We start from the raw sequence: 25,802 nt of genomic DNA on the forward strand, positions 1-25,802 counted from the left end.
GGAATTATCAAGATGTCCGTTGAAAATGTTCTGAGTCGCTCCATGGTTATGGCTCTTGTCAGGCTGCCTTCTTGCTCGGCACAGAGGCCGCCTCTGTCTGCTCGGTCTCAATTGTGGCCCTGATCTGCGTAATCTCGGCATAGCCCTTGACCTTCCGGAACCGCTGCTCACAGCAGAGCAGCACGGTCCCCAGCCACCGCTGAAGCATCACACTCCCGCGGATTCGCTTGAGGTTCCGCTCACTGTGCCGGACCAGCGAGAACATGCTCTCGATTGGATTGGTGGATATGAGCGTCTTGCGCAGCAGGGGCGGCACCTTCAGCCGATGCAGGGTCAATAATTCCTCAAAGGCTTCCCGGAGCGATGTGGCCGCTGATTCGTTTTTGGTTCGGAGCCAGGCCTCCAACTCCTGCAGCATCCGCCTCGCGTCGGCATAGCTGGTCTGCTCCAACGCCGTCATCAGCCGCCGATGCGCCTCTGCCCGATACGGCTTTGCCAGGTGCCGCTGTAGATTCCGGCTCTTGTGAATAGCACAGCGTTGATGCACCAGCTTCTTACCGAACCGGGCTCGAAGCGCCTTGATCAGCCCACTGCCGCCATCGGTGACAAACAGAATTCGGCGGGAGAGGACCAGCCCGCGACGCTCCAGGTCCACAAACAGCGCCTCACAGATCTCGTGATTTTCTGAAGAGCCCTGCCAGAACCCCAAGGCCTTCTTCTCCCCACCCTGGTCCACCCCCAGGGCGACGAGAAACGCCTCGCCCCCTCGGTGGATGGTGTCGAGGAAGAGGGCAAATGGCGTGACGTCGGCCAGAGATCGTTGTTGGAACGCCTTCAGTTTCGTCGCGGTCAGCTCCACGAGCTTGCGAGAGACCGAGGAGGCGGACACGCCGAACGCCCCTGCGGCCTCGATCACGGTGTCCGCGTAGCGCTGCGCCGACACGCCTCGGAGAATCTTCGCCAACAGTTCCTCCGAAAATGCCCCCGGCGCACGCATCCGGGCATAGGACTGCAGGGTCAGCTCTCCCTGCGTCACGTGCCGCAAGCGGGGGCGCGTCACCTTGACCTTCTGGTCTCCCAGGAAGATCGAGCCGTCCTCATGCGCCCACTTTTGAAGAGCAGGGTCCGTCGGATGGTAGTCCGGTCCCGCGATCTCCTCGCGCTCCATCAGCATGATACTCTCACCCACCATCCGTCCCATCTCCAGCATCACCGCATCCAACGCTTGTTTCCCGGAGTGAATGACACGGACCAGGGTCCCCAGCATTCGGTCCTCACCCGTCATCGCTCGCAATCCTGCCAACACCTGTTTCCGTTGTCTGGTCTCCCGCCTCATCGGTGGCTCCTTTCCTGTGTGCCCGTAGAGTATTCCACGGCAGGAGCCCCTCATTCAAAATTCAACGGACTTCAATATAACTCCAACTGAAATCCGATGGTGTGATATCCGATGTATTCGTTATTCCACAGGCGAGGGTGTCAAGAAATGACATGGAAGGGATAAGGCTCGCTGCTGCAGAACACGGGGCTGATGCTGTGCTGATCGTCAATGGTATTGCCGATGTCGATCGTTATAATAATTATTCTGCATTCCTATATCTTACCATTGTCGGCATGTGGTTGGTTCCCGGGACTCATGCAGACTCGTTGTTCGTACTGGATGGAGCTATGTGGGACGTCAAGAACCAGTACCTCTATCTGAGCGTTGAGTCTGAAGGTGTGGCGTCGAAAATGGGACCGACTATGGTCTTGCAGAACAAAAAGGGGACGACTGAGGCTAAGAAGCTCGCTGTTCAGTCGTTCGGGCTTGAACTTTCAAAAAGGCTGAAAGCGATTGCCGCCCTCAAGTAAGTTGTGGCGTAGACATGGCCGACCGTAACAAACGATTGGACTCCAACGTGCCTGGCAATTTTTACGTGGATGCGACCTGCATCAACTGCGATACCTGCCGGCAATTGGCGCCCCTGAGTTTTGAAGAGATCGGGGACTATTCCGCGGTGCATCGTCAGCCGGATAGTGATCCGCAGATTCATCAAGCCTACCAGGCGTTGCTGGCTTGTCCGGTCGGGTCGATCGGCGCGGAACATCGCGATACATCCCGCCTGCGGAGCGCGATGGAAAGTTTTCCGATGCAGATTGAAAACGGAGTGAGCTATTGCGGCTTCAATTCGGAGACATCGTTCGGAGCGAACAGTTTCTTCATCGAACATCCGGACGGCAACTGGCTGATCGACTCACCGCGGTATATCAAGCACCTCGTTGAATGCTTCGAGCGTCGTGGCGGCATCGCCCATATCTTTCTCACCCACAAGGATGACGTGGCGGATGCGGACAAATATGCCGGGCATTTCGGCGCCGAGCGGATCATCCATCGGGCAGACGCGGATGCCGCGCCGAGCACGGAACGTATCATTGACGGGGAAGAGACGGTTTCGATAGGACCGGACTTCCACATCATTCCTGTGCCGGGCCATACCGCCGGCAGCATGGCGTTGCTCTATCGGGAGCGATTCCTCTTCACCGGAGATCATCTCTGGTGGAATCCGCGCGCCAAATCGTTGGACGCTCCCACTCGCCTCATCTGGAGAAAGTGGACGTTAGTTGAATCCATTCGCAAACTCCTCGACTACAGCTTTGAATGGGTATTGGCCGGGCATGGCGATCGGGTGCATCTTTCCTCGACGGACATGCGAAGACATCTGCTGGCCTTGGTTGAACGTCGAGAAAAGGGCAGGTCATTGCGCTAGCGATGTTCACACCCGTCGTCCAATGGATCGATCGCAATATTCTCTCGCTTGGCCGCGAGATGCGGTTGTCCTATCTGCCGCCGCTCATGGTCTATGTCGCCTACGGGATCTCCGGCCTCACCGGCATCGTCGGAACCTTTTTCGTCAAGGACTACCTCGGCCTCTCCGCCGCATTTCTCGCCGCGCTGGGATTCTGGGCCGGGATTCCGTGGGCCCTGAAGATGCCGATCGGGCATACGGTCGATCTTCTCTGGCGATGGAAGAGCTGGCTCGTCGGGTTGGGGGCAGGGCTCCTGGCTATCAGCCTCGGCATCATGGCCCTGTTGATCGGCGAGCGCGAAGCGATGACGGCCGTTTTGCCGGCGGAAATCTGGTATGTCCTCAGCGCGCTGCTGGCCCCTATCGGCTATGTCGTTCAAGACGCCGTCGCGGACGCCATGACGGTCGAGGCCGTTCCCCGTGTCGACGATCAGGGCCGACTCTTCGATGATCAGACACGCAAGCTGATGCACACGACGATGCAGACACTGGGTCGTGTCGCGATTGTCGGCGGCGGGATTCTCGTGGCGCTGATCAATGTGTATGTCTTCACCGGGACCGAAGGACTGCCGCAGGCCGATCTCATTCGGCTTTACCAGCGGATCTATCTCATGGCCATGGCGATCCCATTCGTATCTGTGGCAGGCGTGGGATTGGCTTGGTGGTTGAAATACCGGCAGACCCAACGATTCGTTCAGCAGGGGTTCTCGCTCGAGCAGGCCCGCCGGATGGTGAATGTGCGCGATGCGGAAAGCGAACTGACGAAACCCAATTGGTGGATCCTCATCGGCAGCATGGGCTTTGTTCTCTTTACCTTGACCGTGGGGCTCGGCGGATTTCCGTATCGGGAAGAGATCGTGTTTGCGGGTTCGATGACCATCGTCCTGTTTTTGATGTCGAGACTGATGCGGGAACTGGAACCGGATAAACGGCTCACGTTGGTCGGCACCGCCGCCGTGGTCTTCTCGTTACGCGCCATTCCAGGGACCGGCCCAGGCGCGACGTGGTGGATGATCGATCACTTGAAGTTCGATCAGCAGTTCCTGTCGGTGCTTTCCTTGATCGGCGGCATCGTGGCCTTGGTGGGAATGTTTGTGTTTCGGCGATTTATGGCCGAACGATCCATCATGTACGTGGTCGGGTTCTTGACGATCGTCGGGACGATCCTCGCGCTTCCGATTGTGGGGCTCTATTATGGATTGCACGAATGGACGGCGCGCCTCAGCGGGGGAATCGTCGATGCCCGTTTCATTGCCTTGGTCGACACGGCGTTGGAATCGCCGCTTGTTCAGATCTCCATGATTCCCATGCTGGCCTGGATCGCGAATTCAGCTCCCGCCAATCTGAAAGCCACCTTCTTTGCCGTGATGGCCTCGTTCACCAACCTTGCGTTGTCATTCAGCCAGCTCGGGACGAAGTATCTCAACGAAATCTTCGTCGTCACGCGGGAAGTTCGAGACCACGCGACCGGCGGCATTCAGACCGCTGCCGACTACAGCCAGTTGGGCGATCTCTTCATGGTGCAACTTGCGCTCGGCCTGGCTTTTCCCTTTTCCGCCATCCTGTTCGCCAAGCTCACGAAGTTCAAGAGCGCATAGCAGGATGGTGAAAAGCGCCGCCGACTGCGTTCTCGCTTCGCTCAAACCCTCAGCGTTTCCTACCGCGTACGCCTCGGGCTCTCGCTCACTGCGGCCTTGTCGAGCGACGCTTTTGACCATCCTGCAAGACAAAAGGCTAAGATATGAGAGTCTCTCGACCGAATCAACTTAGCGGAGCTAGGTTGTTCACCCATTCACTGATACCGGTGATCCAAAGAAGGATGAGATTGAGTTGAATGGACACGAACTATATTCTTGACGAAATCAGAGGCATAGCTAAGGCCAAGGTCGAAGGGCGAACGATTACTTTAAATCCAAAGCATTTAATCGATCAGGAACTAAAGTTGGCCTCAATGAAGTTAAACGGGGCCGCGTCAAGGGGGCCTTTCCCACCGCTCAGGCAACCGCACGTGCCCTCCGCCGCCCCACGGCATGACCGCTTCTTTTACACTCCGTTTTCAGAGGCAGTATCAAAAACTCTCGAAAGAACGGTAAGCCAGATTCGAGAAACAGTTGGCCTTCTTGCTTTCCAACCTTCGCCACCCTTTTCTGCGAGCCATGAAGTGCGATGAAACGAATAACATCTGGCAAGCCCGAGTGGATGTGATTACCGGTTTGACTTTCAGATTGACGGCGACACGTACCTGCTGCTGTCCATCATTCCCCATCCCAAGTAGTCGACGGTCTCTTTGATTTTATCCCCTGCATCCTTGACCCTTCATTCACAACTGGTGATTATTCCGGCTGGTTCGTGAGAAGGGGTTGCTCGACTAACATGCCGAATCATGGCCATGACGGCGGGATTGACATTCTCGGGTCGGAGCAGAATGCTAGGGTTGCGGTCGGCGAAGACACGGAACACTTCATCGGCGAAGCCTTGTCCAACGGATCGTACGTCGCGAAAATCGAAAACGATTTCGCGAAACTTTTCCAGGTTTGCCAAAAGACGCCGTGCCTCCGAGCGTGAGACATAATCAGGCTGCAAGAGCTTGATCAATACCTTCGTCTTCTGGAACTGAAAATCGTACTCCTGAGGAGCGAATTCGCCGAAAACTTCTTCGAGGGTTCGGCGGGCATTTCGCCGAAGCGAAAACTGCACCAAGGTCCCACGTATGAAACGTGGCTGCGAAACGAACACATCGTCCTTGGCCCTATTCCACTCGATTTTGATCCGGTGGGACTTCAACGAGAACGTATCACCGACTCGTGACGTAAAAAAAATCCTTCACCCGTGTGGGCCTGCGGCATGGTAGTCGTCTTGCCCTTGAGAAGCTCAATGAGCGCTGTTTCCTCGTCGGGGAGATGGAGCTTTGAGGCAATCGAATGAAATAAACCGATCCCGTCGTCGCGAATTTCAAAGGAAGTCAGGGTAGGTCCTACCACAATCTGAATAACGCACCGGTCGGATTGCGAATGTTCGATGGCATTATTGAGCATTTCCGTAAAGGCATAGCGCATGATTGCCAGTACGTTCGGACGGAGCGCTCGCTTGAGCTGAAAGCGGATCTCTACTTCTGACCAGGCTTGATCTTCATCGCACCCACGTATCTCCAACGAACGAGTCAGCGCGATCGGCTGATCTGCTCGACTTGCCAACATGTAGCTGGCTCCTCGAGTCGTTCCCCATTTCACGATTTTGTGGTCGGCAAGCAAGCTTTGAAGATGAAGACTTAAGGCTTGCCGGCTGAGCCGGAGATGTGTTCGTAGCTCTCCTCCGGAAGCAGAACGTCGGCGAGATAGATATTGTCAATTAATTGTCAACGCATTAACTTATTAATTGTCAATGTATCCGCCTATCGATTTTGAATGGGCAATATCGCTCACAGACGGCTCCGGCGAAGCGAGCAACCGGCATCGCGTAGGTAGGCGAGGCTGGAAAGGCGAGGAGAAGTGATGATGGGGGTTAAAAGAGGCCTGACGTGTTCTGTTGGTCTGTCGGAGTGGGATAGGTCAGTCTACCCTGCTCCAACACCGCGAACGATGTCATGACATGGGCATTGGCTTTCGTTTCCGACATGATATGTCGAACTTCCCGGTTCTTTGTCACTAACGCGTCAGCGATCAAGGATCGATGGCACCGCCAAGGGACCGCTTCCGCGCACATGATCGCCGTGCGCTGCAATCGGCTCTCGGCCATCAGCTCGTCCAAGGCTCTCCGGAACTCCTCTGTCTGCATGTAATCCGCGTAGCCGCGAAAACTCGCGTTTCGCCAGCCCATGTTGATGGAATCCTTCTTGGCTTTTCGTAAACCACCGAGCTGGGGCATGTGCTGATACAAGAAACCTTCGCTTCGCAGGTTCCTTAAAAAAGCTTCTTTGTTGTAGTGAGGATTGTGGCGAGAGCGGGGGATGGTACGGACGTCGATAAGCTGCTGGACGCCATGCGCTTTCAGAAGCGACAGGAATTCATGGATTGGTCTTGTCGAATGGCCGATGGTCCAGAGAACGTCGGGCATAACGTGTTCATCGCTCGACTGCTTGAGTGGCCCAGTTGGTTAATGCTTCCGCATCTTCCATGATATCGACCGGTACCTCGTAGAAGGACTTGAGCGTCTGCTTGGCATTCGGTCGAAAAGGCTTCATGCCATGTTCGGTGTAATCGGGAACGGTGGCCGCATTTATCTTGAAGTAAAGACGGCCGTTATGAATGATGCCGAAAAAATTGGCTCGATGATAGAGGCCGTAGCCGCCGAACATGGCCCGGCAAGTGACCCCGCGGAGATCGGCTAACTGATCCAAAATAAAGTCTTTGAAGCCGTCGCGTTTCGCCGACATTCATCATCCGGACTTACGTCCGGCGACCATCCGCACGGCGATCGGCAACGCGATGACCGATCCCTTTCGATATCGTTCGGCCGTTTCGATGATACGTTGTTCGGCCTCCGTTTGTTGTTTCCGGCTCAACTTGGCCCATAGATTTTGAATCGGCGCGGCGATGTCCATGAGGCTAGAAAAGTATTGTTCCGCCGCCGCAAACCTGACGTCCCCGAGAAATTCCTGCTCGGAGATATCGACGAAGCCCGCATGTTGCAGCATGTGTCCGAGATCGCCGGGCTTCGCCAGACGGAAAATTCCCGGAGTCTCCGGATCCGGCGTGGGAAGCTCGATGAATTGCTTGATGATGTCCATGGGGATCTTGAGATAAGGGTTCTTTTCCGGCGCGGACCATACGGCGACAGCCACCCATCCATCGGACTTCAAGATGTGGGCGATCTCGGCGACGGCCTTGGGAATTTCCGGCAGGAACATCAGGCAGAAGCGGCTCGTCACCGCGTCGAACGAAGCCGTTTCAAACGGCAAGGTCGTGACGTCACCGGCGCGGAACGTGACATTGGAAATGCCGAGCGAGGCGGCTTTACGGGCTGCGGCTTCGAGCATGTGCTCTGCCAGATCGATTCCCACGACGCTGCCGTTGGCTCCAACGGTGCTGGCTGCGAGGAGCGCTGGATAGCCCGTGCCTGATCCAAGATCCAACACGCAAAGTCCCGCTCGCAGTCTGGCGTCGGCGACGAGCCGGTGATTGAGGAACGCCATTTGTTCATCGAAGAAGCGATCCCACTTCTCCCACCCCCCGGCGACGCGGTTCCAATCCTGGCGCTGGTTCTCGATGATTTGCTCCGGCGCTGGTGATGCCATGAAATTACCTCAGGGTTTGTAGGGTCTGACGCATCTCTTGGAGTTCAGACGCAAAGAGGTCCAGGTGCTGATCCCGTTGCGGCTGATTATCCTTGAATTTCCATAGCCGCTTGAAAATCGTCCCGAGTTCTTTGTTATGTGTGACGGCCAGCGCATAGGCCGGCTGTTCTCTCACCGACTTCTCGACACAGCAGATGCTGTTGTCGATGGCATGGAACTGATTGTGCAGGTCGTCGAATGGTTGATCGACCCCCTTCCCTCCCTTGGCGGTTTTCGCCGTGGCTTCCGCCATATTCGTCAAATTGATCAACGTTTCGACTCCCGTTGCTCCCTTTGCTTTTTCCGTAAAGTCCTTCGCATGTGGGTAAAACAGGTAGCTGCAACCGCTGGTGCTCAACAGGAGAAGTATTGTCATGGGTAGGACGATTTTCAAGCCCATAAGCCCTCCTTGGCCGACACTTGGATGCGAGATGTGGAGGCCTCCCTGGCCCTGAGGGTGCTACAGGGAGGCCTGTCGGCTGTGCCTCGCGTTCGCTAGACGGTAACCGTCACGGTCTTGATCGCGGCTTGTACTTTAGACACCATCTCCGGTGGGATCGTATCCAACTTATGACATTGCTTGGCGTGAGTCGCCACGAGCTGCATCAGTTCTGTCTCCGTCTCCGCCCGCACCTGGAATCCGCAGCCGCCCGACGGTTGCACATCCAGACATCCGAGCTGTTTGTACTGTTTGTCTGCCATGGTCTCCTCCTCTGGTTGGGGTGGGGGTTTGGTGAAAACAGTTACATCGGGTAGATGAATTCCTCCTTCGCGATCTTTCCATTGTGCATCGTGTGAGCCCCGTTATCCGCCAACGGCCTACGTTTTCCTGTTTGTTTCGGAGGTGACGTCGCACTTGAAGAACCGGATGAAACGATCACGGTCGCCGTGGCACAGGCCTCGACACTTTCGATAGCAGAATCGTAGTGGATTCATACGGAGGAGATCAACCCTTGATATGCATTGAAGGCTTCCCACGAAAGCGTACGTTGCGAACCTGCCGGGATTGCTTCTACAATTCTGCGGGAAAATCCAGAAGCACGACTGCGGCGTTTGACTCCGCCGCAGTCGCCCGTTTTACTGTTCGGATGAAGACTGTGCTGATGAAGGATGTCGGCATTATTACTCAATCGATTAAGTGGAAGAGCATTGAGTGATCCCGCTCTTCCTTAACGGTTGGAGACAATGCAGTGAGGCATACGGTTGGAAAGCGCAGAGGACACACCCAACCCCCTGCATCCTATTTTTTGACAAGACGGAAGGCTATCGATCAGGCTGTCTGGTCGTGTGGGCTTGGCCAGAGCGATAACGACACTCCCACAACCAGATATATGACAGCCCCAATAATCGCTCCCACATTGAGCTCGTACCAGGCGGTTATTCCAAGAAATGCCTCATTCAGAAGGAGCGCAAGCACCAACATCGCAAACCCAATCCAATTAATAAAACTCATACCCATGGATTGTCTCCTTTCTAGTGATGGTCTTTGCCCCGCGTTCGATGAACGCGTCAATGAATTGACCCTTTAAATTGAGTCGGAACGCTGCCGCACGATCGAGATGACCTTCTAGACCTTGAAAAGTCATAGGGGTAAACGACATCATGCTTCTTGGCAACGTGTCCCTCCCCACAGAGAGAGCCACACTCCGACACCGAGATACAGGATAGCCGGAACAATCAGGCCGAAGTTCGAGCCGTACCACACGTTCATGTATACGATCTCGTTGAGGAAGAGAGCAAAGAGCAACATCACAAATCCGATAATGTTGAACCAACGAATACTCACGAATGACCTCCTCCTGCTGATGGTGGTGGCGATAGGGTGTGAGCAACGATCATGAAACAAAACCGTTTTAGGTTACAACTAGGGTTCAATTGTACGTCACCTCCGGCGCGAAAAGCTATGGTGAAAATGACAGCACTCTTCATACGGTATCTTCTAATCTGTGAGCGTTGTCCGCCATGTCGTGGAATCTATTGCGGCATAAAGGTCGAATAGTGATGAGGATTATCGCTCACTTAGATATGGACGCGTTTTTCGCCGCGATTGAGGAGCGAGATACGCCGGCTTTTCGAGGGATACCGCTCGTCGTGGGCGCGGATCCGCAGGGTGGGAACGGGCGTGGGGTCGCCGCTACGTCGAACTATCTGGCGCGCGCGTATGGGATTCACTCCGCGACGCCGATCTCCACTGCGTGGCGCTTGTCTGAAGCCGCTCGCCGGGCAGGGAAGCCACCGGTGACGTTTGTCTCGGTCGATATGGACAAGTATGCCCGGGTTTCCGAGGAAGTGATGCGGATCGTACGGCGTTTCCTGCCGAAGGTAGAACAGGCCAGTATCGATGAATCGTATGGGGATGTGAGCGTTATGGGATCCTATGAGGCGGCGGAAGCAGTCTGTCGGGAGTTGCAGGACGCGATCCACACGGAAGAGCGGCTGACGGCCTCCGTCGGTATCGGACCCAATAAGCTGATCGCGAAGATCGCGTCAGGATGGCGGAAACCTCACGGACTTACGGTCGTACGAGCGGAGGAGGCTGAGGCGTTTCTGGCGCCACTCTCGATCCGGGTCATTCCTGGTATCGGACCAAAAACAGAAGGCCTGCTGAACGCAAAACATATCAAAACCGCCACGGATCTGAGAGCGTTGACCATCCATCAACTCGAAGCCCTGTTGGGGAAACGAGGGCTGGATCTGTACGAAAAGAGTCGAGGACGGGACGATTCACCGGTTGAGGAATATTCGGCGCCCCGATCCATCGGAGAGCAGGAAACCTTTGAGTTCGATACGCTCGACAGTCAGAGACTATTCACTCTGCTCGATGCGCTTGTTCAGGGGGTGGTCGATCGTCTGCATCACGAAGGGTTTCACGCGTTTCGGACCGTCGTGCTCACTGTCAGGTTTGCTGATTTTAAAACCACATCTCGGGCGCGCACTTTGGCTGTGCCGACCGGCAATGTGGCACTGTTGCAGCGGGAAGGTCTGAAGCTGCTGCTACCGTTTCTCGATCGGCGCGAAAACCCCCACCGAAAACTCATCCGCTTGCTCGGCCTTCGAGTGGAGAAGCTGAGCTGATGGGATGAATTTTGTAGGGTTGCTTGCTCGGCCTCTTGTGTTGCCTCACCAAAGCATGGTGACAATTCAGGCGTGACTGAATGACCTGACCGACTCATTCCATCTGACTACATCACGGGATCAACCTCCTGAGGCCTACCTTCTGGTGAAGGACAGGCCTTCTTGTTATGTATGTTTTTTCATTCACTCATGGAACTATGTTTAGAATCAATTAGCTATCACCGCAATACTTCAGAATGATGATTCCATATCCCTTCACTGTTTTGTTTCGATACGCGTTCTCGCAAGGCATTCGAGGGGATTCATGGGAAATCCACGTGTGCATGTGTGAATGTGTTCAGGTATGGCATTTGCTCTCTTCAGCAACATTGCTCGATTGATCTTTGGAGGCATCATGAATAGTGGAATCAAGGAAGTCACCCGTGAGTCGCCTATTTCCCGCCTGGGCAATCTGAACGCCGGCGCAGTATCCAGGACCCACAGAGACGCGGAGGAATCATTTCTTTCGCGACGCCAAGAGGCGCGAGTGAACGAACAAAAAGTCTGCGCCTATAGCTTGTGCGAATCGCTCAATGGAGAGCGAGTGACCATCGAGCAGGGCGAGGTCTACTGCATCAACAGGAGTGAGCATGGGATCCTTGTGTTGATGGGGGGGCGGCCTCGAAAACAGCAACTGCTGGAACTCCATGTTGCTGAAACGCGGTGGGAATATTCCCTGAGTTTGTATGAAGTCCAGTGGACGAAACTTGTACCAGTTGAGTCTCATGGCGAACTGTTTCTCGTGGGGTGTCGATTGGTATTTGGAGCCTCTCGATACTGGGCGTTTAAGTCGTAGGCATGTGATAGTTGGCCAGGCAGGAGATCAGGCACTGCCTGATCTCCCTGAGGCTGAACCTGTCCGCCGCTCGCACAGGCTCTGAGCATCCCTGCAATCAGAACATCTCCCGTACGTAAAGCTGCCAGGCCTCTACTAACCACCCGACTCCTTCGGGTGGTTGGGCATGTCCACTCCCATTTTGTGGGTGACTCTTCAGTGGCGTCCATCTTTTAGCAGGATATTCTTTAAGCTCCCACCTCGGACATTTACTAGTTCGCTCAAAATCATTTTTAGATGAGTGTCCTTCCCCCGATTTTACAGAGGTGTCTGTAAAATCGGGGGAAGGACATTGGCCATGGGTTCGCTGATCGCGTTCTACCTGGATGGGAAGGAACGTGACCCGTTTCCATCGGCTCTCCAACAGATATTGAGCCTTGTTGGGTTCGGATTGATCGCGGGAGCGGCACTGACCCTTAGTAAAGAAACGCCTTTCCCGGGTTTCTCTGCGTTGGTACCGACCGTGGGCGCTGGTTTACTGATCGTATTTGGCTCGCCTGAAACGATCGTTGGTCGGTTATTGGCGAGTCGAGTGTTCGTCGGGATGGGGCTTGTCAGCTACAGCGCCTATTTATGGCATCAGCCATTGTTGTCTTTTGCTCGCCATCGAAGCCTGACTGAGCTTGATGAAATGGTGATAGCCGGCATCATTGTTCTTACGTTCAGTCTCGCCTATGTGACCTGGAGATATATTGAAACGCCGTTTCGTCGAGGGAACATCGTGCCGAAAAGATTGCTGTGGAGATTGTCGCTAGCTTCCGCGGTCGTGATCGCTGTGTCCACGGTCGGCCTGCAGCCGGTTACCGTGTGGAGGTGCAAAACAAACTGGCGAGAGAGATGGAAGCGCAGTGGCGAATCCATACGTGTTTTTTTGAGGTAGACCAACCCTATACAACCCTCTTGGAGAATCACTGTGACTTGGCGCAGGGTTCGTCTGCTCAGCCGAGCGAGGATCCAGCCGGATCCTCCAAACGATTTATCTTGTATGGAGACAGTCTTGCGGCTCATTTGTATCCAGGTCTTGTGCGGGTTCTTGGCGAGGATAAGATTATCCAACTCACCGGAGGGAGTCGTAGTGCCCTGCGCGTGACAAAGGGTCGTCGGTGCACGGACTTCTACGACTGGTTTGTGGATGACTATGTCCCGAACAATAAGGCGGATGGAATCATTGTGTCGAGTAGATGGTTGGAAACGTATGAAAAAATCGGCGATGAAGAATTTCGGGTTCATCTCGATGCGTTGTTTGAGAAATTGAAGGATCGTCGAGTCATCATCTATTCTCAGCCGGCTTCATTCTCCGTCGATATTAGTCGGTATATTTACAAGCTTGGGAAATTGATGGGGGATAGACGGAGTGGTGTATTTGGGGGATAAGCTTCATTTAACGTTGCCAGGTTCTGTGCTCGTAGCGGAATTGACGCATGGTCTATTGACGAGAGGATATGAAGAAGAGCTACCTGGAGCCTTGGATCGATCGACGAAAGCTCACACCATCTCCACCGCCGCGCTCATGGTTCGCAATCTGGATGGGACGATCCCGATACTGGAGTGATGGAGCGAAGAAGCTGTATGGATGGGGACCGCACGATGTTCTGGGGGCGACGTCCCATTAACTCCTTAAAACGGCGTTCCCTGTTCCGCTCAAGGTGATCGAGGATGAGCTCCGTACGAAGGGACGATGGGAAGGGCAGCTTGTCCATGTGCTTCGTGATGGATCCAGGGTCAGAGTGGTCAGCCATTGGGTGACCGAGCAATCCCCGCATTTGCACGATGGGTCGATAAACGTGATCGAAGTCAACAGCCCACTGAATGCGAGCTCCGGGTCTTTCAGGGAAGAATTACTTTCGTTGCTGAACCAATCAAAATGCCCCAACGGCCAATCTGCCTGCCCGAGGCTTTCCTGAATATCGATTGATTGCAAGCCGAGATAGCCGTATTCTGCGCGCGTGGTCTTCTCGTTCGTTATCCTCTATCTTCTCCTGTCTGTCGGCATCGGTCTATTCGCCGCGACCCGGGTGCGGAACTCGAAAGATTTTGCGGTCGCGGGAAGAAGCTTGCCGCTGCCCATCGTCACGGCGACGGTGTTTGCGACGTGGTTCGGCGCCGAAGCCGTATTAGGCATCTCGGCGACGTTCGTCAAAGAAGGTCTCCATGGAGTGGTTGCCGATCCATTCGGGTCCAGCATGTGTCTGATGCTCGCCGGACTATTTTTTGCCCCACGGTTATATCGACTGAACATGTTGACGGTCGGTGACTATTATCGATTTCGCTATAACCGCACCATCGAAGTCCTGTGCACGTTCTGCATCGTGGCCTCCTACCTGGGTTGGGTGGCGGCCCAATTCAAAGTACTGGGCTTGGTGCTCAATGTGGTGACAGAGGGCGCCGTCAGCCAGTCGGTGGGTATCGTGATCGGAGCGGCTATTGTCCTGACCTATACGACATTCGGCGGCATGTTTTCCGTCGCGATTTTAGATTTCGTCCAGATTTCAGTCATCATGGGAGGGTTGCTGTATGTCGCATCACTTGTGAGTGATCTCGCGGGTGGAGTGGGGACGGTCATCGAGCAGGCGGCGGCCGCCGGTAAATTGGATTTGTTTCCCCCCGCGACATTCACCGCGTGGGTTCCCTTTGTCGGAGCGTGGATGACGATGATGCTCGGATCTATCCCGCAACAAGATGTGTTTCAACGGATCACATCGGCGAAGGATGAACGAACAGCCGTTCGCGGTGCGCTGCTGGGCGCGGTGCTCTATTTCAGCTTCTGTTTTGTTCCGATGTTTCTTGCCTATGCGGCGACGTTGATCGATCCCGCAAAGTTCGGCCTCCTGCTGGAGCAAGATTCACAGTTGATTTTGCCGACATTGATCTTGGAACACACACCGATCGCTGCGCAGATCATTTTCTTTGGCGCTGTGCTCTCCGCCGTTATGAGCTGCTCAAGCGCGACGCTTCTCGCGCCGTCGGTGGCCTTGAGTGAGAACGTTGTCAAGCCGCTCTTGCCCAACCTGAATGATGCGGAATTTCTCCGTCTCATGCGGGTCGTCTTAATCGGCTTTGCATCGGTGGTGTTGATCATTGCCCTGTGGTCCGATGCCACAATCTATAAAATGGTGGTGAGCACGTACAAGGTCACCCTGGTTGCCGCGTTTATTCCATTGTTCGCCGGACTGTATTGGAAAGGAGCGACGACACAGGGTGCGCTGTGGGCCATTGTCGCCGGGCTTACGAGCTGGCTGGCGTCAGAGCTGGTCAGCGAGCCGACCGACGTCTGGCCCCCACAGCTCGTTGGGTTTGTGATGGCTGCCATCGGCATGCTCGTGGGATCGCTGTGGCCGTCACAGGGGCTTGCTTCTCACGAGGCCCGAGAGGGCATACGGGATGGGTAGGGTAGGGGCTCCCTGGGTTCTTGGTGATGGAGTGGTTTTGTTGCCCGACCCGTTGAGTTGGAGGGATAGTTGGAGGGATTAATGGTCAAGCGTGAAACGCACGACTCGTCGGATGCTTTCCACCGTGAAAGGCTTTTGAATCACGCGCCGGGCGCCGAAGAGTTTCGCGACGTTGAGAAAGTTCTGATCGCCGGTGGCGCCGGTCATGGCGATGACTCGAGCATCTAGAAATTCCTGCGTCAGCGCGAGCGTCACTTCCATTCCGTCCCGTTGCGGCATCAAAACATCGGTGATCACGAGATCCACGGGCGATTCGCGATACAGCGCCAGGCCGATTTGGCCATTCTCGGCCTCACGAATGTGATGGCCGTCTTCTTCAAGAATATCTCGCAATAAGGCTCGAACCGGCGCGTCATCTTCAACGATCAAGATAGAAGCCACGTCTCACATCCTCTCAGGATCGGACCGGCATATTGCCCGTGTCCTATGCACTTCTAATCTGATAGACGGCATCACGCTGCGCGTAAGACGACGGGTTGGGCGTCCTCGTCGCAATCATCGGCCTCGTCATGGAGTTTACCGTTCGCGAGCACGAGCGCCGGTTGTGGTTTGGCCAGCCGGTGCTGTTCAATGACAGAATCGTGGACGCTCCCACAGTTCATGCAGCGGTGTGCCTTGGCCCACATATGACCGTAGGTACCTTCGAAATCCAAGTAATGATCCTCGACCATCAGACCTTGGCAACGGGTACACTTCGTCATGATGTTCTCCTGGTTAAAAGTGATGGAACGTGCGCCATGAGGGAAAGGTATCGGAATTCCGGAGAATGAATAGACTCGGATGGGGTAACTCGGAAGGTGGATATTGTGAGACGAGTAGTCGCCAATCGCTTACTTATCAATGATTTAAGCCATGATGCTCACCAAGCCAGGTGAAAGGCCTTGCCTAGCTGGCCGTCTGAGCCACTTGTAGCTGGTTCCTCAATAGATAAACGCAGTTCAGCTCCATTCTCTTCGGTTTAATCAAGTTCCCCCGCTACTCAGCCGATATCACCATTGGATAACCATAGTCACTAGAGATCGAGGTCCTCGGTGGCAGAGATCACTATGTTTCCACATGTGCGGATTGGGGCGGGTCGTACCGTGAGATGGGCCGCCATGGCGTTGGTGGCTCTGTTCTCACTGAGCGGGTGCCTCATCAAACCCCATGCGTTGAACAAGGAAGACGTGAAGGCTCGAATGGTGAAAGATTTCCAGGCGATTTCATCGGTTGAAGAGCCGGTCGTGGGGCCGATCAGCCTCTATGAGGCCGTCGCGCGCGCGTTGAAGTACAACTTGGACGCGAAAGTCAAAACCATCCAAGTGCAGCTGGCGCATCAACAGCTCAATATTGCGCACTATTCCTTGCTCCCCCAGCTCTCGGCCAATGCCGGGTTTGATGGGCGTAATAACTTCGCCGGTGGTGTCGGACAATCGATCGTCACCGGCCGCCAAGCGGTTGAACCGTTCACCTCCGCCGAGAAGAACATCGTCTCCGGGAATCTTGCTTTGAGTTGGGACGTGCTGGATTTTGGGTTGTCGTTCGTACGTGCGCAACAGGCCGCCGACAACGTGATGATCGCCGAGGAGGAAAAACGGCGGATCGCCGTCCGCCTCGTACAGGAAGTTCGCAGCGCCTACTGGCGAGCCGTGAGCGCGGAACGGGTGCTGCCGCGGATCCAGTTCTTGAATGAATCGGTCACCAAGGCGTTGACGAGCGCCCAACGCATCGTCGATCAAAAGCTGCAGGCTCCGCTGACTCCGCTCAACTATCAACGGGATCTGCTGAATACTCAGCGGGAGGTGCGACGACTGTTTCGTGAATTCAGTACGGCCAAAACACAATTGGCCTCTATGATGGGGTTGCCGCCGGGAACGCCGTTTGACCTGGTCATACCTCCGCGGGAAACCGTGGTGCCGGTGATCAACTTGGACAGCGAAAAGATGGAAGAACAGGCGCTCATGCTCAGGCCTGAGCTGCGCGCCATTGATTACAAGAAGCGTATCAATGCCAAGGAGGTCAAGGCCGTCTTCTTGGAGCTGTTCCCCAGTCTCAAAGTTTCATTCGGTGGGTATTACAACAGCAACAGTTTCCTTTTCTATCAAAATTGGTTGACCTATGCGGCGCAGGTCAGCTGGAATTTACTGTCTGTGTTTCGAACGCCGGCTAAGCTCAAGGCGATCGAAGCCCACGGACACATGTTGGATGCCCAAAGTATGGCGTTGAGCTTGTCCATTCTGACGGAGGTGCACGTCGGCGCGGCGCAGTTCGTCCACGCCAAAGAGGAATATCAGGATGCGCGGAATTATCAGCGAACACAGGCGGCGATCGTCGAGCACACAAAGAATATGTGGATCACGCAAAGGACAAACGATCTCACGTTGATCCGAGAGCAAGTCAATGATGTGGCCGCCGATGTGCGATTGGACGCCGCGCGATCGGGATTGGAAACAGCGTACGCCACTTTGATGGCGTCGCTCGGAGAGGAGGCCGTTCCAGCGGCGCCAGGCGAACAAAGCCTGGCTCAACTCGCCGATTCGATCAGACAATATTGGGAACCCAGTGGGTTTACGATGTCGGAGGAGGAAAGGAGCTCGGCCGGTCATGCGATACCAGTGGCGCAATAGCGTGATGGTGCCGGTGTTCCTTGCCGCCGTCGTGGGTGTCCCTTCGACCGGATGGTCGAAAGGGGACCAAACGGCTCACATCACACGGGTGGATCATGGTGTCGCGCGCGGAATCGTCAAGGCGGCGGCACAGGCGGTGCTCTATGCTCAAGTCCAGGGACGCGTCAGCATGCTTCCATACAAGGAAGGGCAACGGTTCGAAAAAGGGCACATGCTCGTCCAAATCGACTGTGACAAGTACCAGGCTGAGCTGGCGGTCGCCATCGCCGAACACGAGGTCAAAGACAAAGTGTACAAGAACAACGTCGAACTCGGGAAACTCAATGCCGTCAGTAACCTCGACCTGGAAACGTCGGAGGCGGAAGCCAAAAAGGCATCGGCTTCGATTCGTGTCGCGGCGGTCAATGTGAAAGGGTGCCAGATTGCGGCTCCATTCGGCGGCCGTGTCGTCAGTGTGATGGTCAATGAACATGAGAATGTGTTTCCCAACGACAAGTTGATCAGTTTGTTGGATGACAGCAGCCTGGAGATCGAGCTGGTGCTGCCGTCCTCATCACTGTCCTGGCTCAAGCGGAAATCGCCGTTTACCTTTGTCGTAGATGAGACTCGCCGGAAGTATCCGGCCAGGATCAAAGAAATCGGGGCGTCGGTGGATGCCGCCAGTCAGACAATCAAGGTGATAGGGGCCTTCGAGAAATTACTGCCGGAGGTCTTGGCCGGGATGAGCGGCACGGCGCAATTCGTAGAGCAACCGTAAACGATGGCCACGACAGTAGAACCCACCACACAACAGCTTCCAACGCTGATTCACCTGGCGGCCCTCACGCACCTGGAGGGGCAGATCCGCGCGGCCAAAACGATCCAAGAGCTGCAGTTTCTCTCCGTCAACGAAACCAGACGGTTGATTCCGTATGAGCAGGCCTTTCTCCTCAGTAACCTGAGTCGGGGGGACGAGGCGTATCGTGTGTTGAATGCGTCGAGCGTCGCCGTCGTGGATCGCGATGCCCCAATGATCGTGTGGCTCGAACAGGCGGTGCAGGCGCTTCGTCGTGCCGGCGCTCCGAGCGAGCAGCCGATGGTCGTCACGGAAGAGCTGCTGCCTGAATCGCTTCGCGGTGGCTGGCGGGAATTTGTGAAGGGGCAGGTCTTTTGGTGTCCCTTACAACATCCGGACGAAACGCTCCTGGGAGCATGGTGGTTTGAGCGGGACTTTTCATGGCAAGAGAACGATGTGGCGATCGTCCATCGGTTGGCTGGGAGCTATGCGTATGCCTGGAAGGCCCTGTCGAGGAAGGAACGAAGTTGGTCGAAGAAGATCAAGCGTCCCACCTGGTGGCTGCTTCCCGTGGCGCTGATTGCGGCCCTCTGTCTCCCGATCCGGATTTCCGCCGTGGCGCCGGTGAAAGTCATGGCGAAAGACCCGGTGGTCGTAAGCGCGCCGATCGACGGCGTCATTGCCGACGTGCCTGTGCATCCGAACCAAATGGTGCAAGCAGGGACCACGTTGTTTCGATACGAAGACACCAACCTGCGAAATCAATTTCTGGTCGCAGAGAAACAATTGACCGTCGCTCGAGCAGAACGGAGCCAAGCCATCCAAGGGGGGTTCGGCGATCCGCAGCGCAAGGCCGAGGTGCCGCTGAGAGAAGCGGAGATGGATCTCCGGCAAACGGAGCTGACGTATGCGAAAGAAATGCTCGATCAAGTTGAAGTGAGCGCGCCGAAGGCGGGCCTGCTTCTCTATTCCGAGAAATCCGATTGGACCGGCCGGCCTGTCACCGTCGGTGAGCGGATCATGGAAATCGCCGATCCGAAGCAGATCGAATTGCGGATTGATCTGCCGGTGGCCGATGCCATCGTGCTCAAGGACGGAGCCGATGCCTTGATATTTCTCAACGCGCTCGCGTTGGAATCGTTTCCGGCAACGATCGTCCATGCCGGCTACCATGCGGAAGTGTTGCCGGGCGACATCCTCGCCTACCGCGTCACTGCGCAACTCGCACAGCCGGATCCGCGCATCCGTATCGGCTGGCAAGGCACAGCCAAGGTATATGGCGAACAAGGACCGCTCGCCTACTTGCTCCTGCGCAGGCCGCTGATGGCGCTTCGACAATGGATAGGCTGGTAGGCCATGATGAACCCGGGATCACCTGACGCCAAATCGCAGGAACACAAGCTTCCCCCGCTTCGCTCGAACCTCCAATTCAATCGCGGAACCCCGACCCCCGACGGCGTGCCGACTTGGACGATCGTGGATCCCATTCGCAACCGGTATTTCCAGATCGAGTGGCCGGTTTATCAGATGATTCAGCGATGGAATGCCGGCACGATCGAGAAGCTCCATGCCGCGATGGCACGTGAGACGACCTGTCGGACGACCGCCGAGGACGTGGAAGACTTAGTGAAGTTCCTGTATACGAACAATTTGACCGAACAATCCGCCAGCGGCAAGCATACCGACTACCAAACCCAGGCCCAAGCCGGCCAGCATAATTGGCTGATGTGGTTGGTTCACCACTATCTGTTCATCAAGATCCCCCTGGTCCATCCGCACAATTTCCTCAGCGCTACCTTGCCGATCGTGGCACCGCTGTACACGGCGACGGCCGGCTGGACGTTCGGCGCTATCGGGCTGATTGGGCTGATCCTCGTCGGCCGCCAATGGGATGCGTTTGTCTCGACGTTTCTCTATTTCTTCAACTGGCACGGCGCGATTCTCTATGGTCTCTCGCTTGGCGTGATCAAGGTGGTTCACGAGCTGGGCCATGCCTATACGGCCACGCGATTTGGGTGCCGCGTTCCCACCATGGGCGTAGCCTTCATGGTCATGATGCCGGTCCTCTACTCCGACGTGTCGGACTCCTATCGCCTCACTTCAAAACGGAAACGCCTGTTGATTGCGGCAGGGGGTGTCATTGCCGAGTTGGGGCTGGCTGCCGTCGCATTCTTCGCCTGGGGATTTCTGCCTGAAGGCACCGCACGAAGCATCGCGTTCATCGTCGCCACGACCAGCCTGGTGATGAGCCTCGCGGTCAATCTCAACCCGCTTATGCGTTTCGACGGCTACTATGTCCTGGCGGATGGGTTAGGGATTCCCAACCTGCAAGACAGAGCCTTTGTGTTTGGACAATGGAAGCTGCGTACCCTGCTCTTTGACCACCAGAGCGCACCGCCGGAGTCGGTATCGGCTCGCATGCGGCAGACCATGGTGGCCTACGCGTGGGCGATCTGGCTGTACCGTCTCATTCTGTTTACCGGCATTGCCGTCATGGTGTACCACTACTTTTTTAAAGCGCTCGGCATCATTCTCTTTCTCGTCGAGATTGTGTGGTTCATCGCCATGCCGATCGCGCGCGAAATGACGGAGTGGTGGAAAAACCGTACCCTCTATGCCGCATCGGCCCGCACCTGGGGAACAGTCGCTTGCGCGAGTGTGGTGCTCGTGCTCACACTCGTGCCACTGCGGACGAGCATTTCTATTCCGGCCGTCCTTCACGCCTCGTCCTATGCCACCATCTTTGCGCCGACGCCGGGGCGTCTCCGACAAGTATTGGTGCACGACGGGCAGGTGGTCAAAGCAGGAGACGCTCTCGTGATCCTGGAGAATCCATCATTGGAGAAGGAAGTCCACCTGGCCGAAACCAAAGTCGAGAAATGGGAGTATCGGCTCGGACGCATGGCGGGCTACGGTCAAGATCGTGATCAACGACAGGTCATTGGGGAGTCACTGCGAGCCGTGCTTGCAGAACTGACAGGGTTGGAAGCGAAACGTGACAACTTGATCTTGAAGGCTCCGATCACGGGGATCGTCCGAGATCGGGCCGATTCACTGACTGTAGGCCGGTGGATCGACCGGAAACTGCCTGTGGCCTATCTGATCGACGGCACCCATGTCGAGATTGAAGGCCTCGTGCCGGTTGATGAATTGGCCTATGTCGAAGTCGGGCAACCGGCACGATTCATCCCCTTGGATTTGACCAGGCCATCCATCGAGGCGCGTGTCACAGAGATTGCCGAAGTGGATGAACGTGAGTTTACCCTGCCGTACCTGGCGTCGATCTATGGCGGCGATGTGCCGGTGCGCAAGGATGACAAGGACCGGCTGCGTCCCGAGATCTCGGTCTATCGTGTGCGGTTGCAGGTCGATCAGGCAGCCTCGCCTGTCGAGCAAGCCACTGTCGGCCATGTCCAGATCCAGGGCCAGCCATCCAGCGTGGCGCGGAGGGTTTGGGATCAGACGGTCTCGGTCTTGATCAGGGAAAGCGGGTTCTAGAATACAGACGTGATCGCGCCAGTCAGCTAGTTAGTGGAGGTTAAGGCACATTCGTTTCGTCGATACCTTCTCGCACCGGACAGAAATTTGCTCGGTTTCAAGAGGGTCTCCAGCATCGACCGTCTTGAGCCGATGAAGACCTGACAGGCCATCTCAATTCCCAGGTACGCCGTCATGCTTTTTCGTAAGAAGCCAAAACCGACCTCAGCGGATATCAAGCCCCAGCCGGCTCGAGAGACGCCCGAGACTCCGAGAACAAAACAATCCCTGCTTTCACTCGAACCGCGACTCATGTTCGATGCAGCCGCGGCAACCACGGCGGCCGAGGTGAATCAAGAACAAGTCGCGCAGGAGCAAGCCGAGTCGGCTGTGTCCGCGGAAGGCAGTGGCGAGCCAAACATGGGAGTGAGTGAGTCACAAGCACTGCTTCAAGCCATTATGACCTATAACTCCGGCGAGTCCACGACAGAAGTGGTCTTCGTCGATCCGACCGTGCCCAATTACCGAGAACTCCTGAACGGGATGAACCCCAACATTGAAGTGATCATGTTCGACGGTGGGCAAGACGGGGTCGAGCAGATGGCAAGCGCGCTGGCCGGACGCACCGGTATCGACGCCATTCACGTGATATCACATGGTGACGTCGGCGCGCTGCAGCTCGGCACCGGCACGCTCAACATCGACAGTATGTCGGGACAGTACGTCGACGAACTCGCCACCATCCGACAGGCGCTGTCAGGGCAGGCCGACATCCTCGTCTACGGCTGCGACTTTGCGGAAGGGGACGTGGGGCAGGCTGCCGTCAACCAGCTTGCGTTGTTAACGGGGGCCGATGTCGCGGCCAGCACTGACGACACGGGGTATGCCGGATTGGGCGGCGATTGGGACCTGGAGATTCAAACAGGGACCGTCGAAACAGAGGTGGCCATCGACTACCATACTCAGGTTGATTGGGTCGGCCTGCTTGCCGGTGAAACGCCTCCGACCATCACGAACTTGAGTGGTGACACCCGGGCATACAGCGAAGGGGCGGGGGCGGTGGTCATTGAGAGCGGCAACGCGGTGGTGGCGGATGTGGATAGCACGAACTTCGACACCGGGACCCTCAGCGTCTCGATTCCGGCCGGGGGCGACCCGGCCGAGGACGTGCTGAGCATTCGGCATCAAGGGACCGGGGTGGGGCAGATCGGGGTGAGCGGCAGCACCGTGACCTACGGGGGCGTGACCATCGGGACAGTTACGGGGGGCAGCGGCGGCAGCAATCTCGTCATCACGTTCAACGCCAGCGCCACGCCGACGGCGGTCACGGCGCTGGTGAGGAACATCACCTATCAGAACACCGACACGGCTGCGCCGACCACGGGGGCGCGCACCGTGCGGTTTGCGCTGACCGATGGCGATGGCGGCGCCAGTCCGACCTATGACACGACGGTGACGGTCACGGCCGTCAACGATGCGCCGACAGATCTTTCATTGTCGGGCGACACGGTGGCGGAGAATGCCAGTAATGGTACCGTGGTGGGAATCGTCAGCGGGACGGACCCGGACAGCGGGGACGCTAAGACGTATAGCTTGACGGATACGGCCGGCGGCCGCTTTGCGATCAACAGTGCGACGGGTGAGATCACGGTGGCCGATGGCAGTTTGTTGAACTACGAAACAGCCATGAGTCATAGCGTGACGGTGCGGGTGACGGATAGCGGGGGCTTGACCTATGACGAAGCCTTCACGATTAACCTGATAAACGTGAACGAAGCGCCGACGGGGGCCGATGCGACCGTGACCGTCACGGAGGATGCAGCGCATACGTTCACCAGCGGCAACTTTGGGTTCAGCGACGTGGACGCCGGGGACAGTCTGAGCGCGGTGCGGATCGACACGCTGCCGGGGGCCGGCATGCTCACGCTCTCGGGGACTTCCGTGACGGCAGGACAGATCATCACGGTGGCCGATCTTACAGCGGGCAACTTGGCCTTTACACCATCGGCCGATGCTAATGGGACGGGCTATGCCACCTTCACCTTCTCTGTGCGGGACAGCAACAATGCCTACGATGCCACGCCCAATACCCTGACCATCGATGTCACGCCGGTCAACGATGCGCCCATGGTGGCGGTGAACTCCGGAAGCACGGTTGCAGAAGGCGGGACCGATACGATCGGCAGTGGCGAGTTAACCGTGACGGACGTCGAGCATGCGGCGGCGCAGTTGACCTATTCCATCGGAACGGGTCCGGCGTATGGACGGCTGGAGCTCACAACCGCTCCTGGAGTTTCGACGAGTACGTTCACCCAAGCCGATATTGCCGCGAATCGTCTGGTCTATGTGCACGACGGATCTGAAACCACCAGCGACAGTTTCACGTTTACTGTAAGTGATGGGGCAGGGGGAACACTGGGCGCGACGACTATGACTCTGACGATCACCCCCGTGAATGATACTCCCACCATTACGAGTGGCGGTGGTGCATCAACTGCGGCAGTCAATGTGGCGGAGAATGTCAGTGCCGTCACGATTGTGACCGGCGCTGACGTGGATCTGCCGGCGCAGGCCCTCACGTACGACATCAGTGGTGGGCCGGATCAGGCGTTGTTCACGATCGATGCCGTCACCGGTGCGCTGAGTTTTACCGCGTCTCCCAATTTCGAGGTGGCCACCGATGCGAACGGCGATAATGTGTATGTTGTGCAGGTACAAGTGATCGATAGCCAAGGGGCCAGCACGACACAGACCATTCAGGTGACGGTGACGGACGTGGCAGAGAGGACCCCAACGACTTCGCTTATCCCACCAGTGCTGCTGCCGACAACACCGCCGAGTCAGACTGGTCCAGGGCTGGTTGCTTCAAGTCCATTGAGTCCGAGTCCAGCCGAACCATCGACAGACGCATTTTCTCCGTCTCCGATATTGCCCGGCTCACGCGTGAGGACAGCGGACTTTCGTCCGCCGAGCCCGGTCCTGCTCGCGACCGATTCACAGGCCGACCGCAGTGATTCCCGCCTCTCCGACGACCTAAGAAAGCCGATGAATCCGGCCAAGGACCAGCCCCTCTTTACGGTGCTGCCGGTTGAGCCGGCTCCGGTACTCGTGCCTGAACCGCCAGAAGGACAGCCGTCCGTGAGCGAGCTCTTACTGGCCAAGCTCGACGAGCTGGCCGTCTCGTTGGATCACACCGTTGGGGTGTCCGAAGAGCGGCATGGGTTGATCACTCGGATTGTGGCGTTAACGGGCACGACATTGTCCGTCGGGTTTATCTCCTGGGCCATCCGCAATGGGGCCTTACTGGCTGGATTCAAGGCGACCCTGTCACCCGGCGGCACGCTGGCCCGCAGCAGGTCGGTACGATCAGCCGAAGTGAGCATGAACGCCGGCGTGAAGAAGCCAAGCGCAAGCGGCAGCGTGAAATGAGCGCGTTCCACTCCACTCGCTCTGTCATGAAGTAGCCTTCATTGAATCAATAGGCCGACTCT

Annotated in this window: 25 protein-coding genes; 13 read left to right on the top strand and 12 right to left on the bottom strand. The window is 56.4% G+C overall.

Annotated elements, in window-relative coordinates; genetic code table 11:
* Window positions 1–58 precede the first annotated feature (58 nt).
* Entirely contained in the window at window positions 59–1,336 is a 1,278-nt protein-coding gene (locus tag COMA2_RS10725) for an IS256 family transposase (RefSeq protein ID WP_175304358.1), read from the bottom strand.
* A 152-nt stretch (window positions 1,337–1,488) separates the two neighbouring features.
* Between COMA2_RS10725 and COMA2_RS10730 the strand changes: the two genes are divergently transcribed.
* Genes COMA2_RS10730 through COMA2_RS10740 form a run of 3 tightly spaced genes read left to right on the top strand, consistent with a single transcriptional unit; the run spans window position 1,489 to window position 4,381 of the window.
* Complete coding sequence (locus COMA2_RS10730) at window positions 1,489–1,848, top strand: hypothetical protein (protein WP_090897636.1); 360 nt, start codon at window positions 1,489–1,491, stop codon at window positions 1,846–1,848.
* Window positions 1,849–1,862: 14 nt separating this feature from the next.
* Window positions 1,863–2,744, top strand: a complete 882-nt coding sequence (locus COMA2_RS10735; RefSeq protein ID WP_090897639.1) for an MBL fold metallo-hydrolase — start codon at window positions 1,863–1,865, stop codon at window positions 2,742–2,744.
* A gap of 2 nt (window positions 2,745–2,746) precedes the next feature.
* Window positions 2,747–4,381 (top strand): MFS transporter, encoded by a 1,635-nt coding sequence (locus tag COMA2_RS10740; RefSeq protein ID WP_090897642.1) that lies wholly within the window; start codon window positions 2,747–2,749, stop codon window positions 4,379–4,381.
* A 718-nt stretch (window positions 4,382–5,099) separates the two neighbouring features.
* Here COMA2_RS10740 and COMA2_RS21320 read toward each other — a convergent pair.
* The 9 genes from COMA2_RS21320 to COMA2_RS10790 form a co-directional block, all read right to left on the bottom strand.
* Window positions 5,100–5,519: an STAS-like domain-containing protein gene (locus COMA2_RS21320; protein WP_407919012.1), complete on the bottom strand. Its 420-nt coding sequence runs from the start codon at window positions 5,517–5,519 to the stop codon at window positions 5,100–5,102.
* Between the two features lie 44 nt (window positions 5,520–5,563).
* The gene (locus COMA2_RS10755; RefSeq protein WP_090897652.1) at window positions 5,564–5,980 is read right to left on the bottom strand and encodes a sensor histidine kinase; all 417 of its coding nucleotides are present in this window, start codon (window positions 5,978–5,980) and stop codon (window positions 5,564–5,566) included.
* A 304-nt stretch (window positions 5,981–6,284) separates the two neighbouring features.
* Entirely contained in the window at window positions 6,285–6,836 is a 552-nt protein-coding gene (locus COMA2_RS10760) for a DUF488 domain-containing protein (RefSeq protein ID WP_090897655.1), read from the bottom strand.
* Window positions 6,837–6,843: 7 nt separating this feature from the next.
* Entirely contained in the window at window positions 6,844–7,155 is a 312-nt protein-coding gene (locus tag COMA2_RS10765) for a TfoX/Sxy family protein (RefSeq protein ID WP_090897658.1), read from the bottom strand.
* A gap of 3 nt (window positions 7,156–7,158) precedes the next feature.
* Window positions 7,159–8,016: a class I SAM-dependent methyltransferase gene (locus COMA2_RS10770; RefSeq protein ID WP_090897661.1), complete on the bottom strand. Its 858-nt coding sequence runs from the start codon at window positions 8,014–8,016 to the stop codon at window positions 7,159–7,161.
* A 4-nt stretch (window positions 8,017–8,020) separates the two neighbouring features.
* On the bottom strand, window positions 8,021–8,455 hold the full coding sequence (locus COMA2_RS10775) for a hypothetical protein (RefSeq protein WP_090897664.1): 435 nt from the start codon (window positions 8,453–8,455) through the stop codon (window positions 8,021–8,023).
* Window positions 8,456–8,550: 95 nt separating this feature from the next.
* A complete protein-coding gene (locus COMA2_RS10780; protein ID WP_090897667.1) occupies window positions 8,551–8,757 on the bottom strand; it encodes a DUF1059 domain-containing protein in 207 nt (68 codons plus the stop codon).
* Between the two features lie 568 nt (window positions 8,758–9,325).
* Entirely contained in the window at window positions 9,326–9,514 is a 189-nt protein-coding gene (locus tag COMA2_RS10785; RefSeq protein ID WP_090897670.1) for a hypothetical protein, read from the bottom strand.
* A gap of 141 nt (window positions 9,515–9,655) precedes the next feature.
* Window positions 9,656–9,841, bottom strand: a complete 186-nt coding sequence (locus tag COMA2_RS10790) for a hypothetical protein (protein ID WP_090897673.1) — start codon at window positions 9,839–9,841, stop codon at window positions 9,656–9,658.
* Between the two features lie 215 nt (window positions 9,842–10,056).
* Between COMA2_RS10790 and dinB the strand changes: the two genes are divergently transcribed.
* The 5 genes from dinB to COMA2_RS10820 all read left to right on the top strand — a co-directional run bounded on the left by dinB (window position 10,057) and on the right by COMA2_RS10820 (window position 15,393).
* Window positions 10,057–11,130, top strand: coding sequence for a DNA polymerase IV (gene dinB, locus COMA2_RS10795; RefSeq protein ID WP_175304538.1), 1,074 nt, complete (start codon window positions 10,057–10,059; stop codon window positions 11,128–11,130).
* 394 nt (window positions 11,131–11,524) lie between these two features.
* The gene (locus tag COMA2_RS10800) at window positions 11,525–11,965 is read left to right on the top strand and encodes a hypothetical protein (protein ID WP_139077278.1); all 441 of its coding nucleotides are present in this window, start codon (window positions 11,525–11,527) and stop codon (window positions 11,963–11,965) included.
* Window positions 11,966–12,302: 337 nt separating this feature from the next.
* The gene (locus COMA2_RS10805) at window positions 12,303–12,884 is read left to right on the top strand and encodes an acyltransferase family protein (protein ID WP_090897681.1); all 582 of its coding nucleotides are present in this window, start codon (window positions 12,303–12,305) and stop codon (window positions 12,882–12,884) included.
* A gap of 38 nt (window positions 12,885–12,922) precedes the next feature.
* Entirely contained in the window at window positions 12,923–13,378 is a 456-nt protein-coding gene (locus COMA2_RS10810; protein WP_090897684.1) for an SGNH hydrolase domain-containing protein, read from the top strand.
* 572 nt (window positions 13,379–13,950) lie between these two features.
* The gene (locus COMA2_RS10820) at window positions 13,951–15,393 is read left to right on the top strand and encodes a high affinity choline transporter 1 (RefSeq protein WP_090897691.1); all 1,443 of its coding nucleotides are present in this window, start codon (window positions 13,951–13,953) and stop codon (window positions 15,391–15,393) included.
* A 78-nt stretch (window positions 15,394–15,471) separates the two neighbouring features.
* On the opposite strand, the gene COMA2_RS10825 is transcribed toward COMA2_RS10820, so the two are convergent.
* Entirely contained in the window at window positions 15,472–15,834 is a 363-nt protein-coding gene (locus COMA2_RS10825) for a response regulator (RefSeq protein ID WP_090897694.1), read from the bottom strand.
* Between the two features lie 71 nt (window positions 15,835–15,905).
* Window positions 15,906–16,154: a hypothetical protein gene (locus tag COMA2_RS10830; RefSeq protein WP_090897697.1), complete on the bottom strand. Its 249-nt coding sequence runs from the start codon at window positions 16,152–16,154 to the stop codon at window positions 15,906–15,908.
* A gap of 330 nt (window positions 16,155–16,484) precedes the next feature.
* Between COMA2_RS10830 and COMA2_RS10835 the strand changes: the two genes are divergently transcribed.
* The 5 genes from COMA2_RS10835 (at window position 16,485) to COMA2_RS10855 (ending at window position 25,740) form a co-directional block, all read left to right on the top strand.
* Window positions 16,485–18,059 carry a TolC family protein gene (locus COMA2_RS10835; protein ID WP_139077280.1) on the top strand — a complete coding sequence of 525 codons (1,575 nt, stop codon included), beginning with the start codon at window positions 16,485–16,487 and terminating at the stop codon, window positions 18,057–18,059.
* Window positions 18,037–18,816, top strand: a complete 780-nt coding sequence (locus tag COMA2_RS10840; protein ID WP_090897703.1) for an efflux RND transporter periplasmic adaptor subunit — start codon at window positions 18,037–18,039, stop codon at window positions 18,814–18,816. The genes COMA2_RS10835 and COMA2_RS10840 overlap by 23 nt, the downstream gene beginning before the upstream one ends.
* A 3-nt stretch (window positions 18,817–18,819) precedes the next feature.
* Entirely contained in the window at window positions 18,820–20,187 is a 1,368-nt protein-coding gene (locus COMA2_RS10845; protein ID WP_090897706.1) for an efflux RND transporter periplasmic adaptor subunit, read from the top strand.
* Window positions 20,188–20,190: 3 nt separating this feature from the next.
* Window positions 20,191–22,332 (top strand): site-2 protease family protein, encoded by a 2,142-nt coding sequence (locus COMA2_RS10850; RefSeq protein WP_090897708.1) that lies wholly within the window; start codon window positions 20,191–20,193, stop codon window positions 22,330–22,332.
* Window positions 22,333–22,506: 174 nt separating this feature from the next.
* Window positions 22,507–25,740, top strand: a complete 3,234-nt coding sequence (locus COMA2_RS10855; protein ID WP_090897710.1) for a DUF4347 domain-containing protein — start codon at window positions 22,507–22,509, stop codon at window positions 25,738–25,740.
* The last annotated feature ends 62 nt before the right edge of the window (window positions 25,741–25,802 follow it).

It is taken from the genome of Candidatus Nitrospira nitrificans, assembly GCF_001458775.1.
In the GTDB taxonomy this organism is placed as follows: Bacteria; Nitrospirota; Nitrospiria; order Nitrospirales; family Nitrospiraceae; genus Nitrospira_D; species Nitrospira_D nitrificans.

What these genes read in the sequence shown, in the direction of transcription:
- COMA2_RS10725 (WP_175304358.1), bottom strand. Translation starts at nt 1,336, where the DNA reads ATGAGGCGGGAGACCAGACAACGGAAACAGGTGTTGGCAGGATTGCGA.
- COMA2_RS10730 (WP_090897636.1), top strand. Translation starts at nt 1,489, where the DNA reads ATGGAAGGGATAAGGCTCGCTGCTGCAGAACACGGGGCTGATGCTGTG.
- COMA2_RS10735 (WP_090897639.1), top strand. Translation starts at nt 1,863, where the DNA reads ATGGCCGACCGTAACAAACGATTGGACTCCAACGTGCCTGGCAATTTT.
- COMA2_RS10740 (WP_090897642.1), top strand. Translation starts at nt 2,747, where the DNA reads ATGTTCACACCCGTCGTCCAATGGATCGATCGCAATATTCTCTCGCTT.
- COMA2_RS10755 (WP_090897652.1), bottom strand. Translation starts at nt 5,980, where the DNA reads ATGTTGGCAAGTCGAGCAGATCAGCCGATCGCGCTGACTCGTTCGTTG.
- COMA2_RS10760 (WP_090897655.1), bottom strand. Translation starts at nt 6,836, where the DNA reads ATGCCCGACGTTCTCTGGACCATCGGCCATTCGACAAGACCAATCCAT.
- COMA2_RS10765 (WP_090897658.1), bottom strand. Translation starts at nt 7,155, where the DNA reads ATGTCGGCGAAACGCGACGGCTTCAAAGACTTTATTTTGGATCAGTTA.
- COMA2_RS10770 (WP_090897661.1), bottom strand. Translation starts at nt 8,016, where the DNA reads ATGGCATCACCAGCGCCGGAGCAAATCATCGAGAACCAGCGCCAGGAT.
- COMA2_RS10775 (WP_090897664.1), bottom strand. Translation starts at nt 8,455, where the DNA reads ATGGGCTTGAAAATCGTCCTACCCATGACAATACTTCTCCTGTTGAGC.
- COMA2_RS10780 (WP_090897667.1), bottom strand. Translation starts at nt 8,757, where the DNA reads ATGGCAGACAAACAGTACAAACAGCTCGGATGTCTGGATGTGCAACCG.
- COMA2_RS10785 (WP_090897670.1), bottom strand. Translation starts at nt 9,514, where the DNA reads ATGGGTATGAGTTTTATTAATTGGATTGGGTTTGCGATGTTGGTGCTT.
- dinB (WP_175304538.1), top strand. Translation starts at nt 10,057, where the DNA reads ATGAGGATTATCGCTCACTTAGATATGGACGCGTTTTTCGCCGCGATT.
- COMA2_RS10800 (WP_139077278.1), top strand. Translation starts at nt 11,525, where the DNA reads ATGAATAGTGGAATCAAGGAAGTCACCCGTGAGTCGCCTATTTCCCGC.
- COMA2_RS10805 (WP_090897681.1), top strand. Translation starts at nt 12,303, where the DNA reads ATGGGTTCGCTGATCGCGTTCTACCTGGATGGGAAGGAACGTGACCCG.
- COMA2_RS10830 (WP_090897697.1), bottom strand. Translation starts at nt 16,154, where the DNA reads ATGACGAAGTGTACCCGTTGCCAAGGTCTGATGGTCGAGGATCATTAC.
- COMA2_RS10840 (WP_090897703.1), top strand. Translation starts at nt 18,037, where the DNA reads ATGCGATACCAGTGGCGCAATAGCGTGATGGTGCCGGTGTTCCTTGCC.
- COMA2_RS10845 (WP_090897706.1), top strand. Translation starts at nt 18,820, where the DNA reads ATGGCCACGACAGTAGAACCCACCACACAACAGCTTCCAACGCTGATT.
- COMA2_RS10850 (WP_090897708.1), top strand. Translation starts at nt 20,191, where the DNA reads ATGATGAACCCGGGATCACCTGACGCCAAATCGCAGGAACACAAGCTT.
- COMA2_RS10855 (WP_090897710.1), top strand. Translation starts at nt 22,507, where the DNA reads ATGCTTTTTCGTAAGAAGCCAAAACCGACCTCAGCGGATATCAAGCCC.